16 protein-coding genes are annotated in these 18,988 nt (G+C 69.7%); 12 read left to right on the top strand and 4 right to left on the bottom strand.

Going from position 1 to position 18,988, the window contains the following annotated elements; genetic code table 11:
- Positions 1–108: 108 nt before the first annotated feature.
- The 5 genes from OG194_RS08555 (at position 109) to OG194_RS08535 (ending at position 3,812) form a co-directional block, all read left to right on the top strand.
- Positions 109–516: a DUF6278 family protein gene (locus tag OG194_RS08555; RefSeq protein ID WP_327400254.1), complete on the top strand. Its 408-nt coding sequence runs from the start codon at positions 109–111 to the stop codon at positions 514–516.
- 113 nt (positions 517–629) lie between these two features.
- Positions 630–1,373 (top strand): amino acid ABC transporter ATP-binding protein, encoded by a 744-nt coding sequence (locus tag OG194_RS08550; RefSeq protein WP_327400253.1) that lies wholly within the window; start codon positions 630–632, stop codon positions 1,371–1,373.
- A gap of 17 nt (positions 1,374–1,390) precedes the next feature.
- Positions 1,391–2,302 carry a glutamate ABC transporter substrate-binding protein gene (locus tag OG194_RS08545; protein ID WP_327400252.1) on the top strand — a complete coding sequence of 304 codons (912 nt, stop codon included), beginning with the start codon at positions 1,391–1,393 and terminating at the stop codon, positions 2,300–2,302.
- Positions 2,303–2,313: 11 nt separating this feature from the next.
- Complete coding sequence (locus OG194_RS08540; RefSeq protein WP_327400251.1) at positions 2,314–2,958, top strand: amino acid ABC transporter permease; 645 nt, start codon at positions 2,314–2,316, stop codon at positions 2,956–2,958.
- Positions 2,955–3,812 (top strand): amino acid ABC transporter permease, encoded by an 858-nt coding sequence (locus tag OG194_RS08535; protein ID WP_327400250.1) that lies wholly within the window; start codon positions 2,955–2,957, stop codon positions 3,810–3,812. Before OG194_RS08540 ends, OG194_RS08535 begins: the two co-directional genes overlap by 4 nt.
- A gap of 37 nt (positions 3,813–3,849) precedes the next feature.
- Here the strand turns inward: OG194_RS08535 and OG194_RS08530 are convergent, their stop codons facing one another.
- Together OG194_RS08530 and OG194_RS08525 are read right to left on the bottom strand one after the other, a co-directional pair.
- Complete coding sequence (locus OG194_RS08530) at positions 3,850–5,418, bottom strand: alpha/beta fold hydrolase (protein ID WP_327400249.1); 1,569 nt, start codon at positions 5,416–5,418, stop codon at positions 3,850–3,852.
- A 116-nt stretch (positions 5,419–5,534) separates the two neighbouring features.
- On the bottom strand, positions 5,535–6,290 hold the full coding sequence (locus OG194_RS08525) for a hypothetical protein (protein WP_327400248.1): 756 nt from the start codon (positions 6,288–6,290) through the stop codon (positions 5,535–5,537).
- Between the two features lie 142 nt (positions 6,291–6,432).
- On the opposite strand from OG194_RS08525, the gene ggt reads away from it, so the two are divergent.
- Positions 6,433–8,232 carry a gamma-glutamyltransferase gene (gene ggt / locus OG194_RS08520; protein ID WP_327400247.1) on the top strand — a complete coding sequence of 600 codons (1,800 nt, stop codon included), beginning with the start codon at positions 6,433–6,435 and terminating at the stop codon, positions 8,230–8,232.
- Here ggt and OG194_RS08515 read toward each other — a convergent pair.
- Positions 8,216–10,780, bottom strand: a complete 2,565-nt coding sequence (locus OG194_RS08515; RefSeq protein ID WP_327400246.1) for an ATP-dependent Clp protease ATP-binding subunit — start codon at positions 10,778–10,780, stop codon at positions 8,216–8,218. The two genes, ggt and OG194_RS08515, sit on opposite strands and share 17 nt — an antisense overlap.
- A gap of 151 nt (positions 10,781–10,931) precedes the next feature.
- On the bottom strand, positions 10,932–11,702 hold the full coding sequence (gene map, locus OG194_RS08510; protein ID WP_327400245.1) for a type I methionyl aminopeptidase: 771 nt from the start codon (positions 11,700–11,702) through the stop codon (positions 10,932–10,934).
- Between the two features lie 32 nt (positions 11,703–11,734).
- Between map and OG194_RS08505 the strand changes: the two genes are divergently transcribed.
- The 6 genes from OG194_RS08505 to OG194_RS08480 all read left to right on the top strand — a co-directional run bounded on the left by OG194_RS08505 (position 11,735) and on the right by OG194_RS08480 (position 18,936).
- Positions 11,735–11,986, top strand: coding sequence for a helix-turn-helix domain-containing protein (locus OG194_RS08505; protein ID WP_019062010.1), 252 nt, complete (start codon positions 11,735–11,737; stop codon positions 11,984–11,986).
- Between the two features lie 305 nt (positions 11,987–12,291).
- Positions 12,292–13,926 (top strand): hypothetical protein, encoded by a 1,635-nt coding sequence (locus tag OG194_RS08500; RefSeq protein ID WP_327400244.1) that lies wholly within the window; start codon positions 12,292–12,294, stop codon positions 13,924–13,926.
- A 260-nt stretch (positions 13,927–14,186) separates the two neighbouring features.
- Positions 14,187–15,029, top strand: coding sequence for a nitrilase-related carbon-nitrogen hydrolase (locus OG194_RS08495; protein ID WP_327400243.1), 843 nt, complete (start codon positions 14,187–14,189; stop codon positions 15,027–15,029).
- On the top strand, positions 15,026–16,312 hold the full coding sequence (locus tag OG194_RS08490; protein WP_327400242.1) for an aspartate aminotransferase family protein: 1,287 nt from the start codon (positions 15,026–15,028) through the stop codon (positions 16,310–16,312). Before OG194_RS08495 ends, OG194_RS08490 begins: the two co-directional genes overlap by 4 nt.
- Positions 16,313–16,357: 45 nt before the next feature.
- Positions 16,358–17,938 carry a PucR family transcriptional regulator gene (locus OG194_RS08485; protein WP_327400241.1) on the top strand — a complete coding sequence of 527 codons (1,581 nt, stop codon included), beginning with the start codon at positions 16,358–16,360 and terminating at the stop codon, positions 17,936–17,938.
- Positions 17,939–18,093: 155 nt separating this feature from the next.
- A complete protein-coding gene (locus tag OG194_RS08480) occupies positions 18,094–18,936 on the top strand; it encodes a nitrilase-related carbon-nitrogen hydrolase (protein WP_019071248.1) in 843 nt (280 codons plus the stop codon).
- The last annotated feature ends 52 nt before the right edge of the window (positions 18,937–18,988 follow it).

Below are 18,988 nucleotides of genomic sequence, written 5' to 3'. Positions count from 1 at the left end.
GCCAACCCGCCCTCGGCAGAAGGGTTTTCCCCCTTTCGGGCCGGGGGCTGACACGCCACCCGCGACGCCCTGTGGTGCGTACGGCGGTACGAATGACACGCTGGGAGTATGAACATCCCTTTCCTGGGCAACCGGGGCGAGAAGCGCGGTCTGCACGACCCCGAAGGCATCGCCGAACCGCTGTCCGAGTGCGAACTGCTCCGCTCCCACGCGGCCCGGGAGGGCGTCCAACTCGACGACTCCGTGGGCTCGTTGGAGGCGCTCGACCAACTGGTGCCCCGCTGGCGGGACGACGAGGAGACCATGTCCTGGCTCGGCAACGACGCCGGTCTGTATCTGGGGACGGTGATCGTACGGACCGTGCCGGGCGCCGCCTGGGCGATCCGGCCGGACGGCCAGCCCGTCGTACGGCTCGACTCCGGGCGGGAGTTCGACGTCGTGGCCTCCGGACACGAGTGGGCCGCCAGCGGTGTGCCCGAACTCTCGCAGCTGTACGCCGAGGTCGCGGAAGAGTAACGCCGGGCTTAAATACGGCTAATGCCCGAAAAGTGCGTGTCGTGCCTTAACTCCACTCTTGTCTGGATAGTTTGCGGCGACCACGACACAGCTGAGAGTGAGTAGGGCTGGGCATGGCCGTCGATCCGTTGATCGAACTGCGTGACGTCAACAAGTACTACGGGGAGCTGCATGTCCTCCAGGACATCAACCTCACCGTCGGCAAGGGGGAGGTGGTCGTGGTCATCGGCCCTTCGGGGTCGGGGAAGTCGACGCTGTGCCGGGCGATCAACCGGCTGGAGACCATCGAGTCCGGGACGATCCAGCTCGACGGGCGGCCGCTGCCCGAGGAGGGCAAGGCCCTCGCGCGGCTCCGCGCCGAGGTCGGCATGGTCTTCCAGTCCTTCAACCTGTTCGCCCACAAGACGGTCCTCCAGAACGTCTCGCTGGCCCAGGTGAAAGTCCGCAAGCGCAAGCGCGAGGACGCCGACAGACGGTCGATGGAGCTCCTGGACCGCGTGGGACTCGCCTCCCAGGCGCCCAAGTTCCCCGCGCAGCTCTCCGGCGGCCAGCAGCAGCGCGTGGCCATCGCCCGCGCCCTCGCCATGGAACCCAAGGCGCTCCTCTTCGACGAGCCGACCTCGGCCCTCGACCCGGAGATGATCAACGAGGTCCTTGAGGTCATGCGCCAACTCGCCCACGAGGGCATGACGATGGTCGTCGTCACCCACGAGATGGGCTTCGCCCGCTCCGCCGCCAACCGCGTCGTGTTCATGGCCGACGGCCGCATCGTCGAGGACCGCACCCCCGAGGAGTTCTTCACCAACCCGCGCAGCGACCGGGCCAAGGACTTCCTGTCCAAGATCCTCAAGCACTGAGCGGGGGAGTGCGATCCATGTTCCGTACCACCCGTGCGCCCCTCGCCGTCGCCGTGCTCGCCGTGCTGTGCGCGAGCGCCTGCGGCAAGGAGGGCAGCCCGCCCGTCAAGGGACCGGCCGCCGAGAAACTCCCCAACTACGAAGTGGCGCAAGGCTTTCAGCTCCCCGACTCCAAGACCTGGAAGCGGGCGAAGAAGCGCGGCTACTTCACCGTCGGCGCCAAGGAGGACCAGCCCTACCTCGGCGAGAAGGACCCGGCGACGGGCGCCTACTCCGGCTTCGACATCGAGATCGCCAAGATGATGTCGGCCTCCCTCGGCTTCGCCCCGAAGACGATCCACTTCCGCACGATCGCCTCCGCCAACCGCGAAACCGCCCTCCAGAACGGCCAGATCGACTACTACGTCGGCACCTACACCATCAACGACATGCGCAAGAAACTCGTCGGCTTCGCCGGCCCCTACTACATGGCCGGCCAGTCGCTCCTCGTCCGCACCGACGAGCACGACATCCACGGCCCGCAGGACCTCGCCGGCAAACGCGTCTGCTCGGCGGCCGGCTCCACGCCGTACCAGCGCATCAAGGACGACTATCCGAAGGCCCAACTCGTCGCCTACGACACGTACTCGGTCTGTGTCGACAACCTGCTCACCTACCAGGTCGCCGCCGTCACCACCGACGACGCGATCCTCATCGGCTACGCGGCGAAGGTCCCCGACCAGCTCAAGGTCGTCGGCAAGCCCTTCTCGAAGGAGCCGTACGGCATCGGCGTCCCGCACGGCGACAACGCCCTGCGGTTCGCCCTCGACGACGCGTTGGAGGCCCGTGAGAAGAACGGCGACTGGAAGAAGGCGTACGAGGCGACGCTCGGCCTGTCCGGAGTGCCCGCGCCCACCCCGCCCGCGATCGACCGCTACCCGGCGAGCTGAGGGAGGCAGACGTGAACGTACTGACCGACAACTTCTCGACCTTCGGCGACGGCTTCCTCGGCACCGTCGAACTGACCGTCTACGCCTCGGTGTTGGCGCTCGTCCTCGGCTTCCTCATGGCGTCCTTCCGGGTCGCCCCGGTCGGCTCGCTGCGGGTCTTCGGGACGGTGTGGGTGACCGTGCTGCGCAACACCCCGCTCACCCTGCTGTTCTTCGCGGTGCTGCTCGGCCTGCCGCGCTTCGGACTCGTGCTGCCCTTCAAGGTGTTCGCGGTCCTCGCGCTCGGCTGCTACACCTCGGCGTTCATCTGCGAGGCGCTGCGCGCGGGCATCAACACCGTGCCCAGGGGCCAGGGGGAGGCGGCCCGCAGCCTCGGGATGTCCTTCGGGCAGAGCCTGAGCCTGGTCGTCCTGCCGCAGGCGTTCCGCTCGGTGATCCCGCCGGTCGGCTCCACCCTCATCGCCCTCGCCAAGAACTCGGCGATCGCCGGCGCGTTCAGCGTCACCGAACTCCTCGGCACCTACCGGACGTTGAGCGAACTCGGCTACAACATCGTCTGGACGTTCGTCTGGATCGCCGTCGGCTACCTGATCATCACCCTCGCCATCAGCGCGCTGTTCAACGCGCTGGAGAGGAAGTGGGGAGTCGCCCGATGACCACCGCCAACGCCCTCTACGACGTCCCAGGGCCCAAGACCCGCAAACGGCACCGCCTTTACGGCATCGCGTCCACGGTCGTCATCCTCGCGCTGCTCGGCTGGATCCTCTATCTCCTGTTCGACACCGACCAGTTCACCTACACGAAGTGGATGCCCTTCGAGTACAAGGGAATTCAGGAACTGCTGCTGCGCGGCCTCGGCAACACGCTCAAGGCCTTCGGGCTCGCGGCCGTACTGTCACTGGCACTCGGCACCCTGCTCGCCGTGGGACGGCTCTCGGACCACCGTCCCGTGCGCTGGCTGTCGACGCTCGTCGTGGAGTTCTTCCGCGCCATGCCCGTCCTGGTGATGATCTTCTTCATCTTCGTGGCGCTCAAGGTGCAGCCGCTGCCCGCACTGGTCGCGGGTCTCACGCTCTACAACGGCTCGGTGCTCGCCGAGGTCTTCCGCTCCGGCGTCAACAGCGTCGAACGCGGCCAGCGGGAGGCCGCGTTCGCGCTCGGCATGCGCAAGGTCCACGTCATGTCGTACGTCCTCGTCCCGCAGGCCGTACGGGCCATGCTGCCCGCGATCATCAGCCAGTTGGTGGTCGCGCTGAAGGACACCTCGCTGGGCTATCTGATCACCTATGAGGAGTTTCTCCATGCCGGGAAGCTGATCGCGTCGAACCTCGACTACGATTTGCCGTTCATCCCCGTGGTGATGGTGATCTCGCCGATCTACATCGGGATGTGCATGCTGCTCTCGTGGTTCGCCGGTTGGGTGTCCCGTCGGGAGCAGCGCAGTCCCAAGACCGGGGCCGTGGATGTGGCCCCGGCGGAACCAGGGACGCTGCTGCCGCGGGAGCAGTAGTCGAGAGGGCACTTGCCCGGCCGGCAGCAGCCGGAGATCACTGCTCGCGGAGCGGGATCGACACGTACGACGGGTCGTTCGCCGGCGAGGAGAAGGTCAGCTGCGCGCCGGACGGGTTGTGCTCGATGTAGAGCGGGTCGACCGTGTCGACGACCAGGGCGAGACGATGCCCTGCCGGGACGTCGTAGGCCGTGGAGAACAACTCCAGGTCCACACCGAACGGTTGGCCGGGCGTCTGCCCGTGCCAGGTGTACGGCGCGTTGCTGACCAGCTTGCCGAGGCCGAGCGGGCCCACGTCGTAGAGGTACGCGACGAGGGTGCCGCTCTCCTTGGTGTCCGTGACCGTGGTGTGCAACTTGACGGTGCCGCGCACCTGTTGGGCGCTCGCGTACTTCCCCGACTGCCATACGGCGGCCCAGCGGCGCGGGAGCAGCGGGACGTACGCCACCGGCGGCACCTGGGCGACCTGGTCGAGGATGCTGGACAGGAAGACGATCCCGCCGTCCGCGCCCGAGTCGACGTTGGTGTGGATGGTGGTCGTGCCCGCGAGGTCGATCTTCTTCCGGGTCGCGCCGACCGACTTCCAGTCCGGGTAGCCCTCGTAGCCGCCCGTGGAACGGGACTTGAGTTCCACCGGCTGCTCGCGATTGATCCCGTTGTCCTCGCCCTTGAGGTAGTGGTCGAGCCAGCGCTCGGTGTCCGTCCACACGTCGTTGGGCAGTCCGAACAGTCCGGTCAGCTCGGCGGTGGCGTGGTCGCCGGGGCGGAGTTCGAGCCGCTTGGGACCGGTCAACTTCCCGTAGAAGTCGGCTATTTGATTGGGCGGGAAGATCGTGTCGCCCCAGGCGTTGGCGAGCATGATCGCCGCGCCGTTCTTGTTGATCTGATCGACGTAGGTCGAAGCCGAACGCACCTTCCCCCAGTCGATCAGCTCCTGTTCCTTGGACAGGTCGGAGGCGAAGAAGTCCTTGAAGACCTGGCTCGTCTCCGCGCTCGGCCGGCCGGTCACGAGGCCGACGCCGTCCAACAGGGCGGTCGCCTGGGAGTGTTCGGTGCGGCCCGAGTAGATCGAGTCGATCAGGTCCGCCCAGCCGCTCAGCGAGGCGACCGCCTTGATCCGCTTGTCGTGTGCGGCCGCGAGCAGACTGATTCCGGCGCCGTACGACACGCCCGCCATGCCGATGTGCCCCGCGTCGGACGGGGTGTTGGCGAGCGCCCAGTCGATCACCTTGGACGCGTCGGCCACGTCCTTCGGGCCCGCCACCTCTATCCCGCCGCCGGACTGCCAGAACCCGCGGACGTTGTAACTCACCACGACATAGCCCGAGTTCGCGAGCTTCTCGGCCTGGGCCAGGTACTGAACCTGGGGGAATCCCCAGGCGGTGGGCATGACGAGCAGCGGGTAGCTGTGCGAGCCGTCCGCGCCCGCGGGCGTGACGACGTTCGCCGCGAGCTTCGTACCGCCGTCGCCGGCGATGTCGACGAACCGGACGTCGTTCGTGGCGGCCTGGGCCGCGGGTGCGAGCCCGAGGACACCTCCGGCGATCAGGGTCGCGGAGACGGCGCCCGCGGCGGTCGTACGCAGGGCCTGGCGATGGGTTCGCACGGGTCACTCCTCACACGTGTCAATGCAAAGTGACCCGACGGTAACCGGGATTCCCTACCTCGGGTAACCCGCCAGTAAGTTACGTGCCAGTAAAGATTGTTGACGTGTGTGCGAACTCAGGTGGCGCGGTGTGTGCTTCGAGGAGCCGGTGCAGGCAGCGGGGTCTCCGCGGCCCGTGTCACGTCCGCGACCAGCTCCACCACATCGGGGCCGTACGCCTGCGAGTTGACCACCTTCAGCAGCAGGACGAAGGTGTTGCCGCCGTGTTTGCGGGCCAACTTCTCATGGTTGCGGGCGAGATAGCGCGACGCCGCCTGGTTGGTGATCGCGCGCTGGCCGCAGAAGAGGAACACCGGGCGCGCGCCGCCCAGTTGGCCGGCGGTGAGGCGGGCGAGGAGGACGTACTCGCCCTTGCCGGGCTCAAGTCGGTAGCGCTCGCTGCCTATTTGGAACGCGCCCCGGTCCGGACCCGGTTCCGGGTCGACGTTGACGCGGATGCCGGGGAGCAGGGACGCCAGATGTGCGGCCATGCGGCGGTTGGAGGAGGGGCCGCCGACGCAGAACTCGGTGCGTTCGCCGAAGCTCTGCTGGGCCGCGTCGTGCGCGACGACCTGGGCGTGCGCGTTGCAGTCCTTGATCAGGGCGGCGAGTTCGAGCAGCGCGAACACGTCGTGCCGCATCACCGAGAGTTCGGCGCCGCCCGCCTCGCGGTTCACCACGAGCAGCGACTCGGAGTTGTCGGGCAGCCCGAAGAACGCCTGCTTGCGCCGGAGTTTGCGCCGCCACAGATAGGTGCGGGCGAGCCAGCCGAGCGCGGCGCTGATGCCGGCGGCGGCCACGCCCAGAACGATGTTGCGCACGTCGTCATTCATGGGCGCGCATGTTAGCGGCCCAGCATGGCTGGTACGTACCGGTGTTCGACGTGTGGCACTCGTGTGACAGTGGCGCGAGGTGGTCTGTTGGGGTCATGGCAATGTGGCTACGCTGCGCGGACGGTCCTGACTGGAGGTATGGATGCGTCGCCCTGTGGCACGGAAACTGTCGGTCCTGGCGGTCTCGGCCGCCGTCGTGTCGGTCGGGGCAGCGGCCCCACCGGCGGCAACGAGCAGCACACCGACGAAGGTTCCGGTCGCCGTCGGCTACGGCGGTGCTGTGGCGAGCGTCGACGCGGACGCCACCGCCGCCGGTATCGAGGTCCTGAAGAAGGGCGGCAACGCGGTCGACGCGGCCGTCGCCACCGCCGCCGCGCTCGGCGTCACCGAGCCCTACTCCTCCGGCATCGGCGGAGGCGGCTACTTCGTCTACTACGACGCCAAGTCCCGTACGGTGCACACCATCGACGGCCGCGAGACCGCGCCGCTGACCGCCGACTCCAACCTCTTCGTGGAGAACGGCAAGGCCCTCGCCTTCAACGACGCCGTCAGCAGCGGCCTCAGCGTCGGCACCCCGGGCACGCCGGCCACCTGGCAGACGGCCCTCGACCAGTGGGGCAACGAGAAGCTCGGCACGGTGCTCAAGCCCGCCGAGCGGATCGCCAGCGACGGCTTCACGGTCGACGACACCTTCCGCAGCCAGACCGCGTCCAACGAGACCCGCTTCCGCTACTTCCCGGACACCGCCAAGCTGTTCCTGCCGGGTGGCGCGCTGCCCGTCGTCGGCTCCACCTTCAAGAACCCCGAACTCGCCAAGACGTACAAGGAGTTGGGCAAGAAGGGGATCGGCACGATCTACCGCGGCGACCTCGGCAAGGACATCCTTGCCACGGTCAACACCCCCAAGGTGGACGCGAGTTCGGGCTGGAACGCCCGCCCCGGCAAGCTGTCCGCCAAGGACCTCGCCGCGTACCGCGCCAAGCTCCAGGCACCCACGAAGACGTCGTACCGCGGACTCGGCGTCTACTCCATCGCGCCCTCGTCCTCCGGCGGCACGACCGTCGGCGAGGCCCTCAACATCCTTGAGAAGACGGACCTTTCGAAGGCCAGCGAGGTCCAGTACCTGCACCACTACATCGAGGCCAGCCGGATCGCGTTCGCGGACCGGGGGCGCTGGGTCGGCGACCCCGCCTTCGAGGACGTACCGACGAAGGAACTCCTCTCGCAGAAGTTCGCCGACTCGCGTGCCTGCCTCATCAAGGACGACGCGGTCCTCACCAGCCCGCTGGCACCCGCCGACCCGCGCAACCCGACGGCCTGCACCGCCAAGGGAACGGCCGCGCCGACGACGTACGAGGGCGAGAACACCACGCACCTCACCGTCGCCGACAAGTGGGGCAACGTCGTCTCCTACACGCTCACCATCGAGCAGACCGGCGGCAGCGCGATGACCGTGCCCGGCCGCGGTTTCCTGCTCAACAACGAGCTGACCGACTTCTCCTTCACCCCGGCAAACCCGGCCGTCCACGACCCGAACCTGCCCGGCCCTGGCAAGCGCCCGCGCTCGTCGATCTCGCCGACGATCGTCCTCGACAAGCACAACAAGCCTGTTGTGGCGCTCGGTTCACCCGGTGGCGCGACCATCATCACGACCGTGTTGCAGACCCTCACCGAGTTCCTCGACCGGGGCCTGCCGCTGGTGGACGCGATCGCGGCGCCCCGCGCCAGCCAGCGCAACGCGGCCAACACGGAACTCGAACCCGCGCTCTACAACAGCGACTTGAAGAAGCAGCTGGAGGCCATCGGGCACTCCTTCGCCCTGAATCCGGAGATCGGCGCGGCGACGGGTGTGCAACGGCTGCCGAACGGGGAGTGGCTGGCCGCCGCCGAGAAGGTACGGCGGGGTGGCGGGTCGGCGGCGGTCGTCAACCCGGTTCCGTAGCGAGCCGGTTGGGGTCGGGCGGTGGTGCATCCGTCTGGAACGCGAGCCGTCCGTCCTCCACGTCCACCGTCACCCGGCCGCCCTCCGCGATGCGGCCGTCGAGGAGCAGCCGGGAGAGCTGGTTGTCGACCTCGCGCTGGATCGTGCGGCGCAGCGGGCGGGCGCCGTACTCGGGCTGGTAGCCCTGGCGGGAGAGCCAGTCGACCGCCGGGTCCGTGAACGCGACCGTGATGCCCTGCGCGTGCAGGAGACGGCGGGTGTGTTCCAGCAACAGCCCGGTGATCAGCCGGAGTTGCTCGGCGGTGAGCCGGCGGAAGACGACGATCTCGTCGATGCGGTTGAGGAACTCGGGGCGGAAGTGCTCGCGCAGCGGGCGCAGGATCTGCTCGCGCCGGGCCTCCTCGTCCGCGTCGGCGCCGCCAGGCCCGAAGCCGATACCGGCACCGCGCCGGGTGATCGCCTCGGAGCCGAGGTTGCTGGTCATCACGATCACCGTGTTGGTGAAGTCGACCGTGCGGCCCTGCGCGTCGGTCAACCGGCCGTCGTCCAGGACCTGGAGCAGGATGTTGAACACGTCCGGGTGCGCCTTCTCGACCTCGTCGAGCAGGAGCAGCGAGTACGGGTGCCGGCGTACGACCTCGGTGAGCTGCCCGGCCTCCTCGTGGCCGACGTAGCCGGGCGGGGCGCCGACCAGCCGGCTGACCGTGTGCCGTTCCTGGTACTCGCTCATGTCCAGGCGGACCATCCGGTCCTCGCTGCCGAACAAGGACTCGGCCAGCGCCCGGGCAAGTTCCGTCTTGCCGACGCCGGTTGGGCCCAGGAAGAGGAAGCTGCCGATCGGCCGGTCCGGGCTCGCCAACCCGGCGCGGGAGCGCAGCACCGCGTCCGACACGACCCGCACCGCCTCCTCCTGGCCGACGACCCGCCGGTGCAGATGCTCCTCCAGACCGAGCAGCCGGTCCTTCTCCTCCGCCGTCAGACTGCTCACCGGGATACCGGTCTGCCGCGACACGACCTCGGCGATCGCCTCACCGGTGACCTCCAGGTTCTGGCCTTCGTCACCCTGGTCCTCACCACCGGCCTCGGCCAGTCGCACCTTCAACTCGCTGATCCGGTCCCGGAGTTGGGTCGCCTTCTCGTAGTCCTCGTCGGCCGCCGCCTGGTCCTTGTCCCGGGCGAGCTGCTCCATCTCGCGTTCCAGGGCCCGTACGTCAGTGCCCTTCGTGCGTGCGCGCAGCCGTACCCGCGCGCCTGCCTGGTCGATCAGGTCGATCGCCTTGTCGGGGAGGCGGCGGTCGGTGAGATAGCGGTCGGAGAGTTCTACGGCGGCCATCAACGCCTCGTCGGTGTACCGGACTTGGTGGTGCGCCTCGTAGCGGTCGCGCAGGCCGCGCAGGATCTCGATCGCGTCCGGGACGGTCGGTTCGGGCACGAGGATCGGCTGGAACCTGCGGGCCAGCGCCGCGTCCTTCTCGATCCGGCGGTACTCCTCCAGCGTCGTAGCGCCCACGATGTGCAACTCGCCCCGGGCCAGGGCCGGTTTGAGGATGTTGCCGGCGTCCATCGAACCGCCCTCGCCGCCACCGCCCGCGCCGACCACGGTGTGCAACTCGTCGATGAACACGATCAGTTCGTCCGAGTGGGCGCGGATCTCGCCGACGATGTTCGTCAGCCGCTCCTCGAAGTCGCCCCGGAAACGGGTGCCCGCGACGACACCGGTGAGGTCGAGGGCGACGACTCGCCGCCCGACCAACACGTCCGGTACGTCGCCGTCCGTGATGCGCTGCGCGAGGCCCTCCACGATCGCGGTCTTGCCGACGCCCGCGTCGCCGATCAGCACCGGGTTGTTCTTGCCGCGCCGGGACAGCACCTCGATGGTCTGCTCGATCTCCTCGTCGCGGCCGATCACCGGGTCGATACGGCCGTGGCGGGCCAGGTCGGTGAGGTCGCGGCTGTACTTGTCGAGGGCGGGGGTGCCGGTGGGGCGGGGCTGGTCGGTGCCGGGCTGGATGCCGTCCGGTGCCTCGGGCGGCAGGCCTGTGGGGGCGTAGCGGGCCGCGTTCAGGATGTGTCCGGCGGCGGAGTCCGGGTTCGCGGCGAGTGCGCCGAGGACGTGTTCGGGGCCGATGTATCCGGTGCCGCCCGCTCTGGCGAGGTCGTGGGCGTCCAGGAGGGCGCGTTTGACGGCTGGGGTGAGGGCGAGGGACGTGCCGTCCGGGGGGTGGGCCGGTCCCGAGCGCTCGTCGATCTCCGCGGCGAGGGAGTCGGGGTCCGCGCCTGCCCGCGTGAGGAGGCCGCGGGTCGGCTCCGCGGAGAGGGCGGCGCGGAGGAGGTGCTGGGTGTCCAGGTCGTGGCTGCCGTGTTCTGCGGCGTACTGGGCTGCGCCTCGGACGAGGTCCCTGGCCGGTTGGCTGAGTAGGCGGCCTATGTCCACGTGCCGCGGGCCGGGCGGGGCTGCTCCGCCCGGCCCGCTCGTGGCTCCGCCGAAGAACCGGGCCAGGAAGTCGCCGAAGGGGTCGTTTTCGGGGTCTGTGTAGCCGCTGGTCATCAATCCACCATGGCACGGGCCACTGCGTGGGGCATGTGCAGGTTTGCGCGGATTACGGTTGATTTTCGTCTGCGGCTTCATCGTGGCTGGTCGCGCCCACGCGGCGGAGCCGCAAATCGACACAGCCCCGCGCCCCTTCAGGGCGCTTCCCTTAGCGGCGCTCGGTCAGCACCCTTGGGCCCGCCTCCGTGATCGCCACCGTGTGTTCCACGTGGGCCGCTCTTGAGCCGTCGTTTGTCTTGAGGGTCCAGCCGTCCTTCGCCGCGTGGTAGTCGTCGCGGCCGCTCGCGATCAGCATGGGCTCGATCGCGATGACCATGCCGTGGCGGAGGGGGAGGCCGCGGCCGGGGCGGCCCTCGTTCGGGACGCCCGGGTCCTCGTGCATCTGGCGGCCGATGCCGTGGCCGCCGAAGTCCTCCATGATGCCGTAGCCGGCGGTGCGGCACACCGTGCCGATCGCGTGCGCGATGTCGCCGATGCGATTGCCGACCACGGCCGCCTCGATGCCCGCCGCGAGGGCGCGCTCGGCGGCGTCGATCAGGCGGACGTCGGCGGGGCGCGGCTCGCCGACGATGAAGCTGATCGCCGAGTCGCCGGCCCAGCCGCCCAGCTTGGCGCCGAAGTCGATCGAGACCAGGTCGCCGTCGAGGAGGCGGTAGCCGTCCGGGATGCCGTGCACGATCGCGTCGTTCACGGAGGCGCAGATGACCGCGGGGAACGCGGTGGGCGCGAAGGCGGGGCGATAGCCGAGGAAGGGCGAACTCGCGCCGGCCGCGCGCAGCACGTCGTGCGCCACCTCGTCCAGTTCCAGCAGGGATACGCCCACGTCGGCGGCCTCCCGCACGGCCGTGAGGGCACGGGCCACGACCTGGCCCGCCTCGTACATCGCATCGACAGACGTGTCCGTCTTCAGTTCCACCATGCCAATTACTATACCGGTATTAGAATGACGGCATGGTACGCACCCCTCTCACCCCCGAAGAGCGCGAACGCGGCGAACGGCTCGGCCGGCTGCTCCGCGAGGCCCGTGGTGGCCGGAGCATGACGGACGTGGCGGCGCACGCGGGCATCTCGGCGGAGACCCTCCGCAAGATTGAGACGGGCCGGGCTCCCACGCCGGCCTTCTTCACCGTGTCCGCCCTCGCCGAGGCGCTCGGGCTGTCCATGGATGAACTCGTGGTCAGGTGTGCGCCGTTGGCGGCCTGAGGCGGAGAGTGTGACCGGACCGCGCCCTGGTGGGGAACGTGTGCCGGAACGGCCGGTGCGTGCCGCCCTGTGGTGCTCGTGCGCGGTTCCGCGCCGGGGCCGCTTCTCGCCCTGCCCGGAGTTCGCTGGTTCCCCCCTTTCCCGCCCGGGTGTTGCCAGATCGCCCATCAACCGGACGGGCGCACAGTCGGGAGGCGTAGGCTCCGAGATCTCTGCGCCCGGCTCGAAAAGCTTCCGTAGCCGCGTCGTAACACAAATGGTGTTTTCTACGGATCGGAGCATTCCGGTCTGGCGGGAGTTGGGGCATGGCTGTGGATCAACTCCCCGGACAGGTACGGGAGTTCGCGAACTATCTCGACGGACTGCTGGCGCGCCTGGACCAGGGCGGCGGCTGGTGCGGAGTGTTCTGGCAGCGTGATCCCGATGGCATGCAGGCTTGTCTGAGCGGGCGTGAGGTACCGCCCTGGGACGTCGTGGAGGCGCTGCTTCAGGACCTCGCCGCGGAGTACGGCCACGGTGTCGCGAGCCAGGAGAAGGAGCGGGCCCGCGCTCTGCACGCCGCCGCGCTCGCCGCGTTCGACGTCCGGCCCGGCAGCCGGGACGCGCTGAGCGATCGGCTCGACGTGATGCTCCGTGAGCAGAAGTACGCGGCCGAAACGCAGGCGAAGCTGGGGCGGTTGCTCAACTCCGCCACCACTCAGGAAGCGGCCGACGCCCTCCGCCTCGACCTCGCCTGGGCCCGTGACGACCACGATCGCGCCACCGCCCGCTGCGCCGAACTCCGCGCCCGCATCGAGCAGTTGGACAACCGCGTCCACCTCCAGGGCGGTCAGGCCGTCCACCGCGACCGGCACGGCAACGTGTTCCGCGTCGACGAGCCGTTCCAGGACCAGAACAGCGCCACGTACGACCGGAACCAGGCCGCGCACCGACTGCCCCGCCAGCGCGACACCGAGCAGGTGCCGGTCACCGGATCGCAGGGCGGATACGGCAGTTCCGACGGTGCCGAGGCGGCGTACCGCGAAGGCCGGAACCCGGACACCCGCCACGGCTACGAGGAGTTCGAGCGCGCGAACCCCGGCTACGGCGATCCGGACCCCACGTGGGCCGACCTCGCGAGCCCCGACGCCGCCACCCCTACGACCGAGACCGAGACCCCCGACCAGGCCGACGCCGAGGCCGAGACCACCGCCCCCGCCCCCAAGCAACGCAAGCGCCGCCGAGGCAGCGCCCGCTTCGCCGGCCTGGCCGAGGACGACGACGCTGCCACCGCGGCCCCGGGCCCCGCGGCCGTCGTACCGGAACTCCCCGCTCCCGCGCCCGCCGCTCGCCGGACCCCGCGCGGAGCCCGTTTCGCCGGGGCCGCCCGGCCGGTCGAGCGGGCGCAGCCGAAGCGGGAGCCGTTGGACGCGGAGGCGCGGCAGGCGACCGTGGAGGCCGTGCAGCGGCTCGTGGGGCTGCGCCGCGAGGGCCGTAGCGGCGAGGCGCACGCGCTGCTCGTCGAGGCCGCGTACTGGCCCGCCGCGCGCTTCCCGCTGCTCGCGGCCGAGTTGCAGCGCGCCGGGCTCGGCGCGGACTGGGCGACGCTGCTGTGGGAGGCCGCCTCGCTGCCCGCCGAGCGGCTGGTCGGCGCGGCGGACGCGCTGGTCGCGGCGGGCCGTACGGCGGACGGTGAGCAGATCCTGCGGCAGGGCGTGGCCCGTCCCGCGGGCGAGATAGGCGAGGCCGTGCTCGCGCTGGCCGCGGAGGGGCGCCGCCGGGAGATCCACGCGCTTCTTGACGCCTACGTCCGGGTCCGCACCCCCGAGGAGGCGGCCCGCAGCGTCGCGGCCGACCCCCAGCAGCTCGTACCGCTCCTCGTGGAGGCCGCCCAGGGCGCCTCGGACGAATGCCACTGGGACCTCGTCCACGCCCTGCGAGTGGCCGGCTTCAGCGCGTGAGCGCTCCGCTGGGTTAGCGGTTGGGTACGTGGTTTTTTGGCCGCGCGTCGGTGGGGGCTGGTCGCGCAGTTCCCCGCGCCCCTGCGGGGCCCGGCCCGGCTAGCCGGCCCAGCGGCTCACCCACCGGAGGGTGAAACGTGATCGACTCCGCGGGTTAACGGTGATGGTCTTGGCAAGGCTCCTCCGGAGGCTTACGTTCATCCCTCTACGGCCTTGTCTACGGGCGTAGAGGCTCTGGCGTCCCGTCGAAGGAGCAGCTCATGGCCAACGTCGTACGCGCCGCTCTGGTCCAGGCCACCTGGACCGGCGACACCGAGTCCATGGTGGCGAAACACGAGGAACACGCCCGCGAGGCGGCCCGCCAGGGCGCCCGGATCATCGGGTTCCAGGAGGTGTTCAACGCCCCCTACTTCTGTCAGGTCCAGGAACCCGAGCACTACAGCTGGGCCGAGCCGGTGCCCGACGGGCCGACCGTGCGCCGTATGCAACAGCTCGCGCGCGAGACCGGCATGGTGATCGTCGTCCCGGTCTTCGAGGTCGAGCAGGACGGCTTCTACTACAACACCGCGGCCGTGATCGACGCCGACGGCACCTTCCTCGGCAAGTACCGCAAGCACCACATCCCGCAGGTCAAGGGCTTCTGGGAGAAGTACTACTTCAGGCCGGGCAACGCGGGCTGGCCCGTCTTCGACACCGCCGTCGGCAAGGTCGGTGTCTACATCTGCTACGACCGCCACTTCCCCGAGGGCTGGCGTCAACTCGGGCTCAACGGCGCCCAGTTGGTCTACAACCCGTCCGCCACCTCGCGCGGCCTCTCCGCCTACCTCTGGCAGCTGGAGCAGCCGGCCGCCGCCGTCGCCAACGAGTACTTCATCGCCGCGATCAACCGTGTGGGACAGGAGGAGTACGGGGACAACGACTTCTACGGGACGTCGTACTTCGTCAACCCGCGGGGCCAGTTCGTCGGCGAGGTCGCAAGCGACAAGGACGAGGAACTCGTCGTGCGCGACCTGGACTTCGGGTTGATCGAGGAAGTTCGCCAGCAGTGGGCGTTCTACCGCGACCGGCGTCCCGACGCCTACGAAGGGTTGGTGCAGCCGTGACCAAGGACCTGCTGGGACGCCACCGGGACGTGCTCCCCGACTGGCTCGCCCTGTACTACCAAGACCCGTTGGAGCTCACGCACGGCGAGGGCCGGCATGTCTGGGACGCCGAGGGCAACAAGTACCTCGACTTCTTCGGCGGCATCCTCACCACCATGACCGCGCACGCGCTCCCCGAGGTCACCAAGGCGGTCAGCGAGCAGGCCGGGCGGATCATCCACTCGTCCACGCTCTACCTCAACCGGCCGATGGTCGAACTCGCCGAGCACGTCGCCCAGTTGTCCGGCATCCCCGACGCCCGCGTCTTCTTCACCACCTCGGGGACCGAGGCCAACGACACCGCCCTGATGCTGGCGACGTCGTACCGCAAGAGCAACCAGATCCTGGCCATGCGCAACAGCTACCACGGCCGCTCCTTCAGCTCGGTCGGCATCACCGGCAACCGCGGCTGGTCCCCGACCTCGCTGTCCCCGCTCCAGACGCTGTACGTCCACGGGGGTGTTCGGACCCGCGGTCCCTACGCCGACCTGAACGACGCCGAGTTCATCGCGGCCTGTGTCGAGGACCTGAAGGATCTCCTCGGTCACGTCCGCCCGCCCGCCGCCCTGATCGCCGAACCGGTGCAGGGCGTGGGCGGGTTCACCTCCCCGCCCGACGGCCTCTACGCCGCCTTCCGTGAAGTCCTCGCCGAGCGCGGGGTGTTGTGGATCGCCGACGAGGTGCAGACCGGCTGGGGGCGTACCGGCGACCACTTCTGGGGCTGGCAGGCGCACGCGGAGAACGGGCCGCCGGACATCCTCACCTTCGCCAAGGGCATCGGCAACGGCATGTCCATCGGCGGAGTCGTCGCCCGCGCCGAGATCATGAACTGCCTCGACTCCAACAGCATTTCGACCTTCGGCGGCACCCAGATCACCATGGCGGCCGGCCTCGCCAACCTGACCTACCTGTTGGAGCACGACCTCCAGGGCAACGCCCGGCGCGTCGGCGGCCTCCTCATCGAGCGGCTACGGGCCGTCGTCGCCCAGCATCCCGGTGTACGGGAAGTGCGCGGGCGCGGGCTGATGATCGGCATCGAGCTGGTGAAACCGGGCACCGACGAGGCCGACCCGGATGCCGCGTCCGCCGTACTCGAAGCGGCCCGCGAGGGCGGCCTGTTGATCGGCAAGGGCGGCGGACACAACACCAGCGCCCTGCGCATCGCCCCACCGCTGTCCCTGACCGTCGCGGAGGCCGAGGAGGGCGCCGCGATCCTCGAACAGGCTCTGAGGAGCACGCAGTAGAGCACAACGGGCTCCGCGGAGCACGCTGAACAAGGGAAGACCGTCATGACCACCTCCTTGGGAACCCCGCGAACCCTGGACGCCCTGGAGCCCGCCCTGTCGGTGCGCCAGATCCTCGGCCTGGAACGGGTCCTCGCCGGGGAACCCGAGGTGGTGGCCGGCGCGAGCCAACTCGACCGGCCCGTGCGCTGGGTGCACGTCGCCGAGGCCGCCGACGTCGGCGTGATGCTCACCGGCGGCGAGATGGTCCTCACCACCGGCGTGCTCCTCGCCGGTGACGAGGCCGCCCAGGCCGAGTACATCCAGTCCCTGCACCGCGCGGAGGCATCCGCCGTGGTCCTGGGGCTCGGTCGCGCGTTCCCCGCCCCGCCGGACGTGATGCGCCGGGCCGCCGAGCGGTGCGGGCTGCCCATGGTGGTGCTCCACCGCCCCTTCCCCTTCGCGGAGTTGACGGAAGAGGTCCAATCCCGGCTGGTGCGGCGGAAGTTCGCCGCCGTCAGCCTCTCCGAGGCCGTACGGACCGCGCTCACCGGACTCATCACTGGCGGCGCCCCGCTCCAGAGCCTGCTCGACGAGATCGCCGGGCACAGCGCCTGTCCGGTCGTCGTCACCAACCTCGCCCACCGCGTCCTCGCCACGGCGGGGGAGCGGTCGGCCGTCGACGACGTGCTGCGCGACTGGGAGCGCATCTCGCGGCAGGCCGGCGGCAGCGAGGGCGACGGCTGGATCCGCGCCGAACTGGGCGGACGCGGCGAACGCTGGGGCCAGATCATGCTGTGCGGCTACCGCGGCGACACCGCCACCGGACGCCTCCTCGCCGACCGCGCCGCCGAGGCCCTCGTCCTGCACCGCATGCTCGGCGGCTCCGCCCACACCTGGGAGGAACAGTCCGCCCAGAGCCTGATGACCGACCTCGCGAGCGGTGTCGTGCCGGCCCGCCAGCTCCTGCCCCGCGCCCGCGCGGCCGGACTCCCGGTCAACCGGCGCACCTTCGTCCCGATGGTCGTACGCGACGGCGACGCGGCCCAACTCGACCGGGTGCTACGGCTGTTGGGGCTCCCCGGACTCGTCGCCGAACTGGCCGACGGTGTCACCGCCGTCCTCCTCAGCCTGCCCCGCGACCAGGACGCGGACGCCCTCGCCGCGCACTTCGCGAGCCGACTGCGCACCGAGTCAGGGGCGTTGAAGGCGGTGGTGGCCGCCGCCGGGCAGCGCACCGTCTGGGACGACGTGCCCGCCGGTCTGCGCGAGGCACAGCACGTCGCCGACGCCGTGGCCGACTCCAAGGACCTCCTGGACCTCCCCGCCGTCGTACGCCTCAAGGACGTTCATCTGCGCGGCCTGATCCGGCTGTTGAGGGACGACCCGCAGGTGCAGTCGTTCGCCGAACGGGAGTTGGACGGGCTGCTGTGCGCGGCCGACGAGGACCTGCTCGCCGTACTGCGGACGTATCTGGCCACCGGCCGCAACAAGTCGCGCACGGCTCAGCTACACCACGTGTCGCGGCCCGCGCTGTACCGCCGGCTGGAGGCGATAGAGGGGCGGCTCGGGGTGGACCTCGACGACTTCGAGCAGGCCGCGTCGGTGCACATCGCGCTCCTCGCGCACGACGCGCAACAGGGGTGAAACATGGGACTACCTGGGAAAACGGCGGTGAAACATGCGCCCACGACAGGGTGACACCGTGGAACGCCACGCGCCCGCAGACGTGACACCGTGCAACTCAAACCGGACATCAGGACTTCCTAGGCTCCTCACACACCTAGCGACCGGAGGTCCCGATGAGCACAGTGATTCGTGCCGCTCTCTTCCAGACAGCCTGGACGGGCGACAAGGAGTCCATGATCCAGGTACACGAGCAGGCGGTCCGCGACGCGGCCGCGCAGGGTGCTCAAGTCCTGTGCTTCCAGGAGCTGTTCTACGGACCGTACTTCTGCCAGGTCCAGGACAAGGCGTTCTACGAGTACGCCGAGGCGATCCCGGACGGCCCGATCGTCAAGCGCTTCCAGGCGCTCGCCAAGGAGCACGGCATCGTCCTGGTCCTGCCGATGTACGAGGAGGAGCAGCCCGGCGTCCTCTACAACACGGCCGCCGTGATCGACGCGGACGGCTCCTACCTCGGCAAGTACCGCAAGCACCACATCCCCCAAGTACCGGGATTCTGGGAGAAGTTCTACTTCCGCCCGGGCAACAGCGGCTGGCCGATCTTCGACACCAAGGTCGGCAAGATCGGCGTCTACATCTGCTACGACCGCCACTTCCCGGAGGGCTGGCGTGCGTTGGGCCTCGCCGGTGCCGAGATCGTCTTCAACCCGTCGGCGACCTCGCGCGGCCTGTCCGCCTACCTGTGGCAGCTGGAGCAGCCCGCGGCTGCTGCCGCCAACGAGTACTTCGTCGGCGCCATCAACCGTGTCGGCGTAGAGGAGTTGGGCGACAACGACTTCTACGGCACGACCTACTTCGTCGACCCGGAGGCCCAGTTCGTCGGCGAGGTGGCCAGCGACAAGGAGCCCGAACTCGTCGTCCGGGACCTGGACTTGGCGAAACTCCGAGAGGTCCGCGACCGCTGGCAGTTCTACCGCGACCGCCGCCCGGACGCGTACGGCCCCCTGACCGCCCCGTAAGACAGGCAGGGCTTTCGCGCCCCTGGGGAGCGCAGCTCCCTCAGGGGCGCGG

The organism is Streptomyces sp. NBC_01288, assembly GCF_035982055.1.
Lineage (GTDB): Bacteria > Actinomycetota > Actinomycetes > Streptomycetales > Streptomycetaceae > Streptomyces.
Note: the sequence above shows the minus strand (reverse complement) of the source record. Positions and strands in the feature narration are given on the sequence as shown.

Bases quoted from the DNA above. Each gene is read 5' to 3' on its own strand.
- OG194_RS08555 (WP_327400254.1), top strand. From the start codon at position 109: ATGAACATCCCTTTCCTGGGCAACCGGGGCGAGAAGCGCGGTCTGCAC.
- OG194_RS08535 (WP_327400250.1), top strand. From the start codon at position 2,955: ATGACCACCGCCAACGCCCTCTACGACGTCCCAGGGCCCAAGACCCGC.
- ggt (WP_327400247.1), top strand. From the start codon at position 6,433: ATGCGTCGCCCTGTGGCACGGAAACTGTCGGTCCTGGCGGTCTCGGCC.
- OG194_RS08550 (WP_327400253.1), top strand. From the start codon at position 630: ATGGCCGTCGATCCGTTGATCGAACTGCGTGACGTCAACAAGTACTAC.
- OG194_RS08500 (WP_327400244.1), top strand. From the start codon at position 12,292: ATGGCTGTGGATCAACTCCCCGGACAGGTACGGGAGTTCGCGAACTAT.
- OG194_RS08515 (WP_327400246.1), bottom strand. From the start codon at position 10,780: ATGACCAGCGGCTACACAGACCCCGAAAACGACCCCTTCGGCGACTTC.
- OG194_RS08485 (WP_327400241.1), top strand. From the start codon at position 16,358: ATGACCACCTCCTTGGGAACCCCGCGAACCCTGGACGCCCTGGAGCCC.
- OG194_RS08545 (WP_327400252.1), top strand. From the start codon at position 1,391: ATGTTCCGTACCACCCGTGCGCCCCTCGCCGTCGCCGTGCTCGCCGTG.
- OG194_RS08505 (WP_019062010.1), top strand. From the start codon at position 11,735: ATGGTACGCACCCCTCTCACCCCCGAAGAGCGCGAACGCGGCGAACGG.
- map (WP_327400245.1), bottom strand. From the start codon at position 11,702: ATGGTGGAACTGAAGACGGACACGTCTGTCGATGCGATGTACGAGGCG.
- OG194_RS08525 (WP_327400248.1), bottom strand. From the start codon at position 6,290: ATGAATGACGACGTGCGCAACATCGTTCTGGGCGTGGCCGCCGCCGGC.
- OG194_RS08480 (WP_019071248.1), top strand. From the start codon at position 18,094: ATGAGCACAGTGATTCGTGCCGCTCTCTTCCAGACAGCCTGGACGGGC.
- OG194_RS08495 (WP_327400243.1), top strand. From the start codon at position 14,187: ATGGCCAACGTCGTACGCGCCGCTCTGGTCCAGGCCACCTGGACCGGC.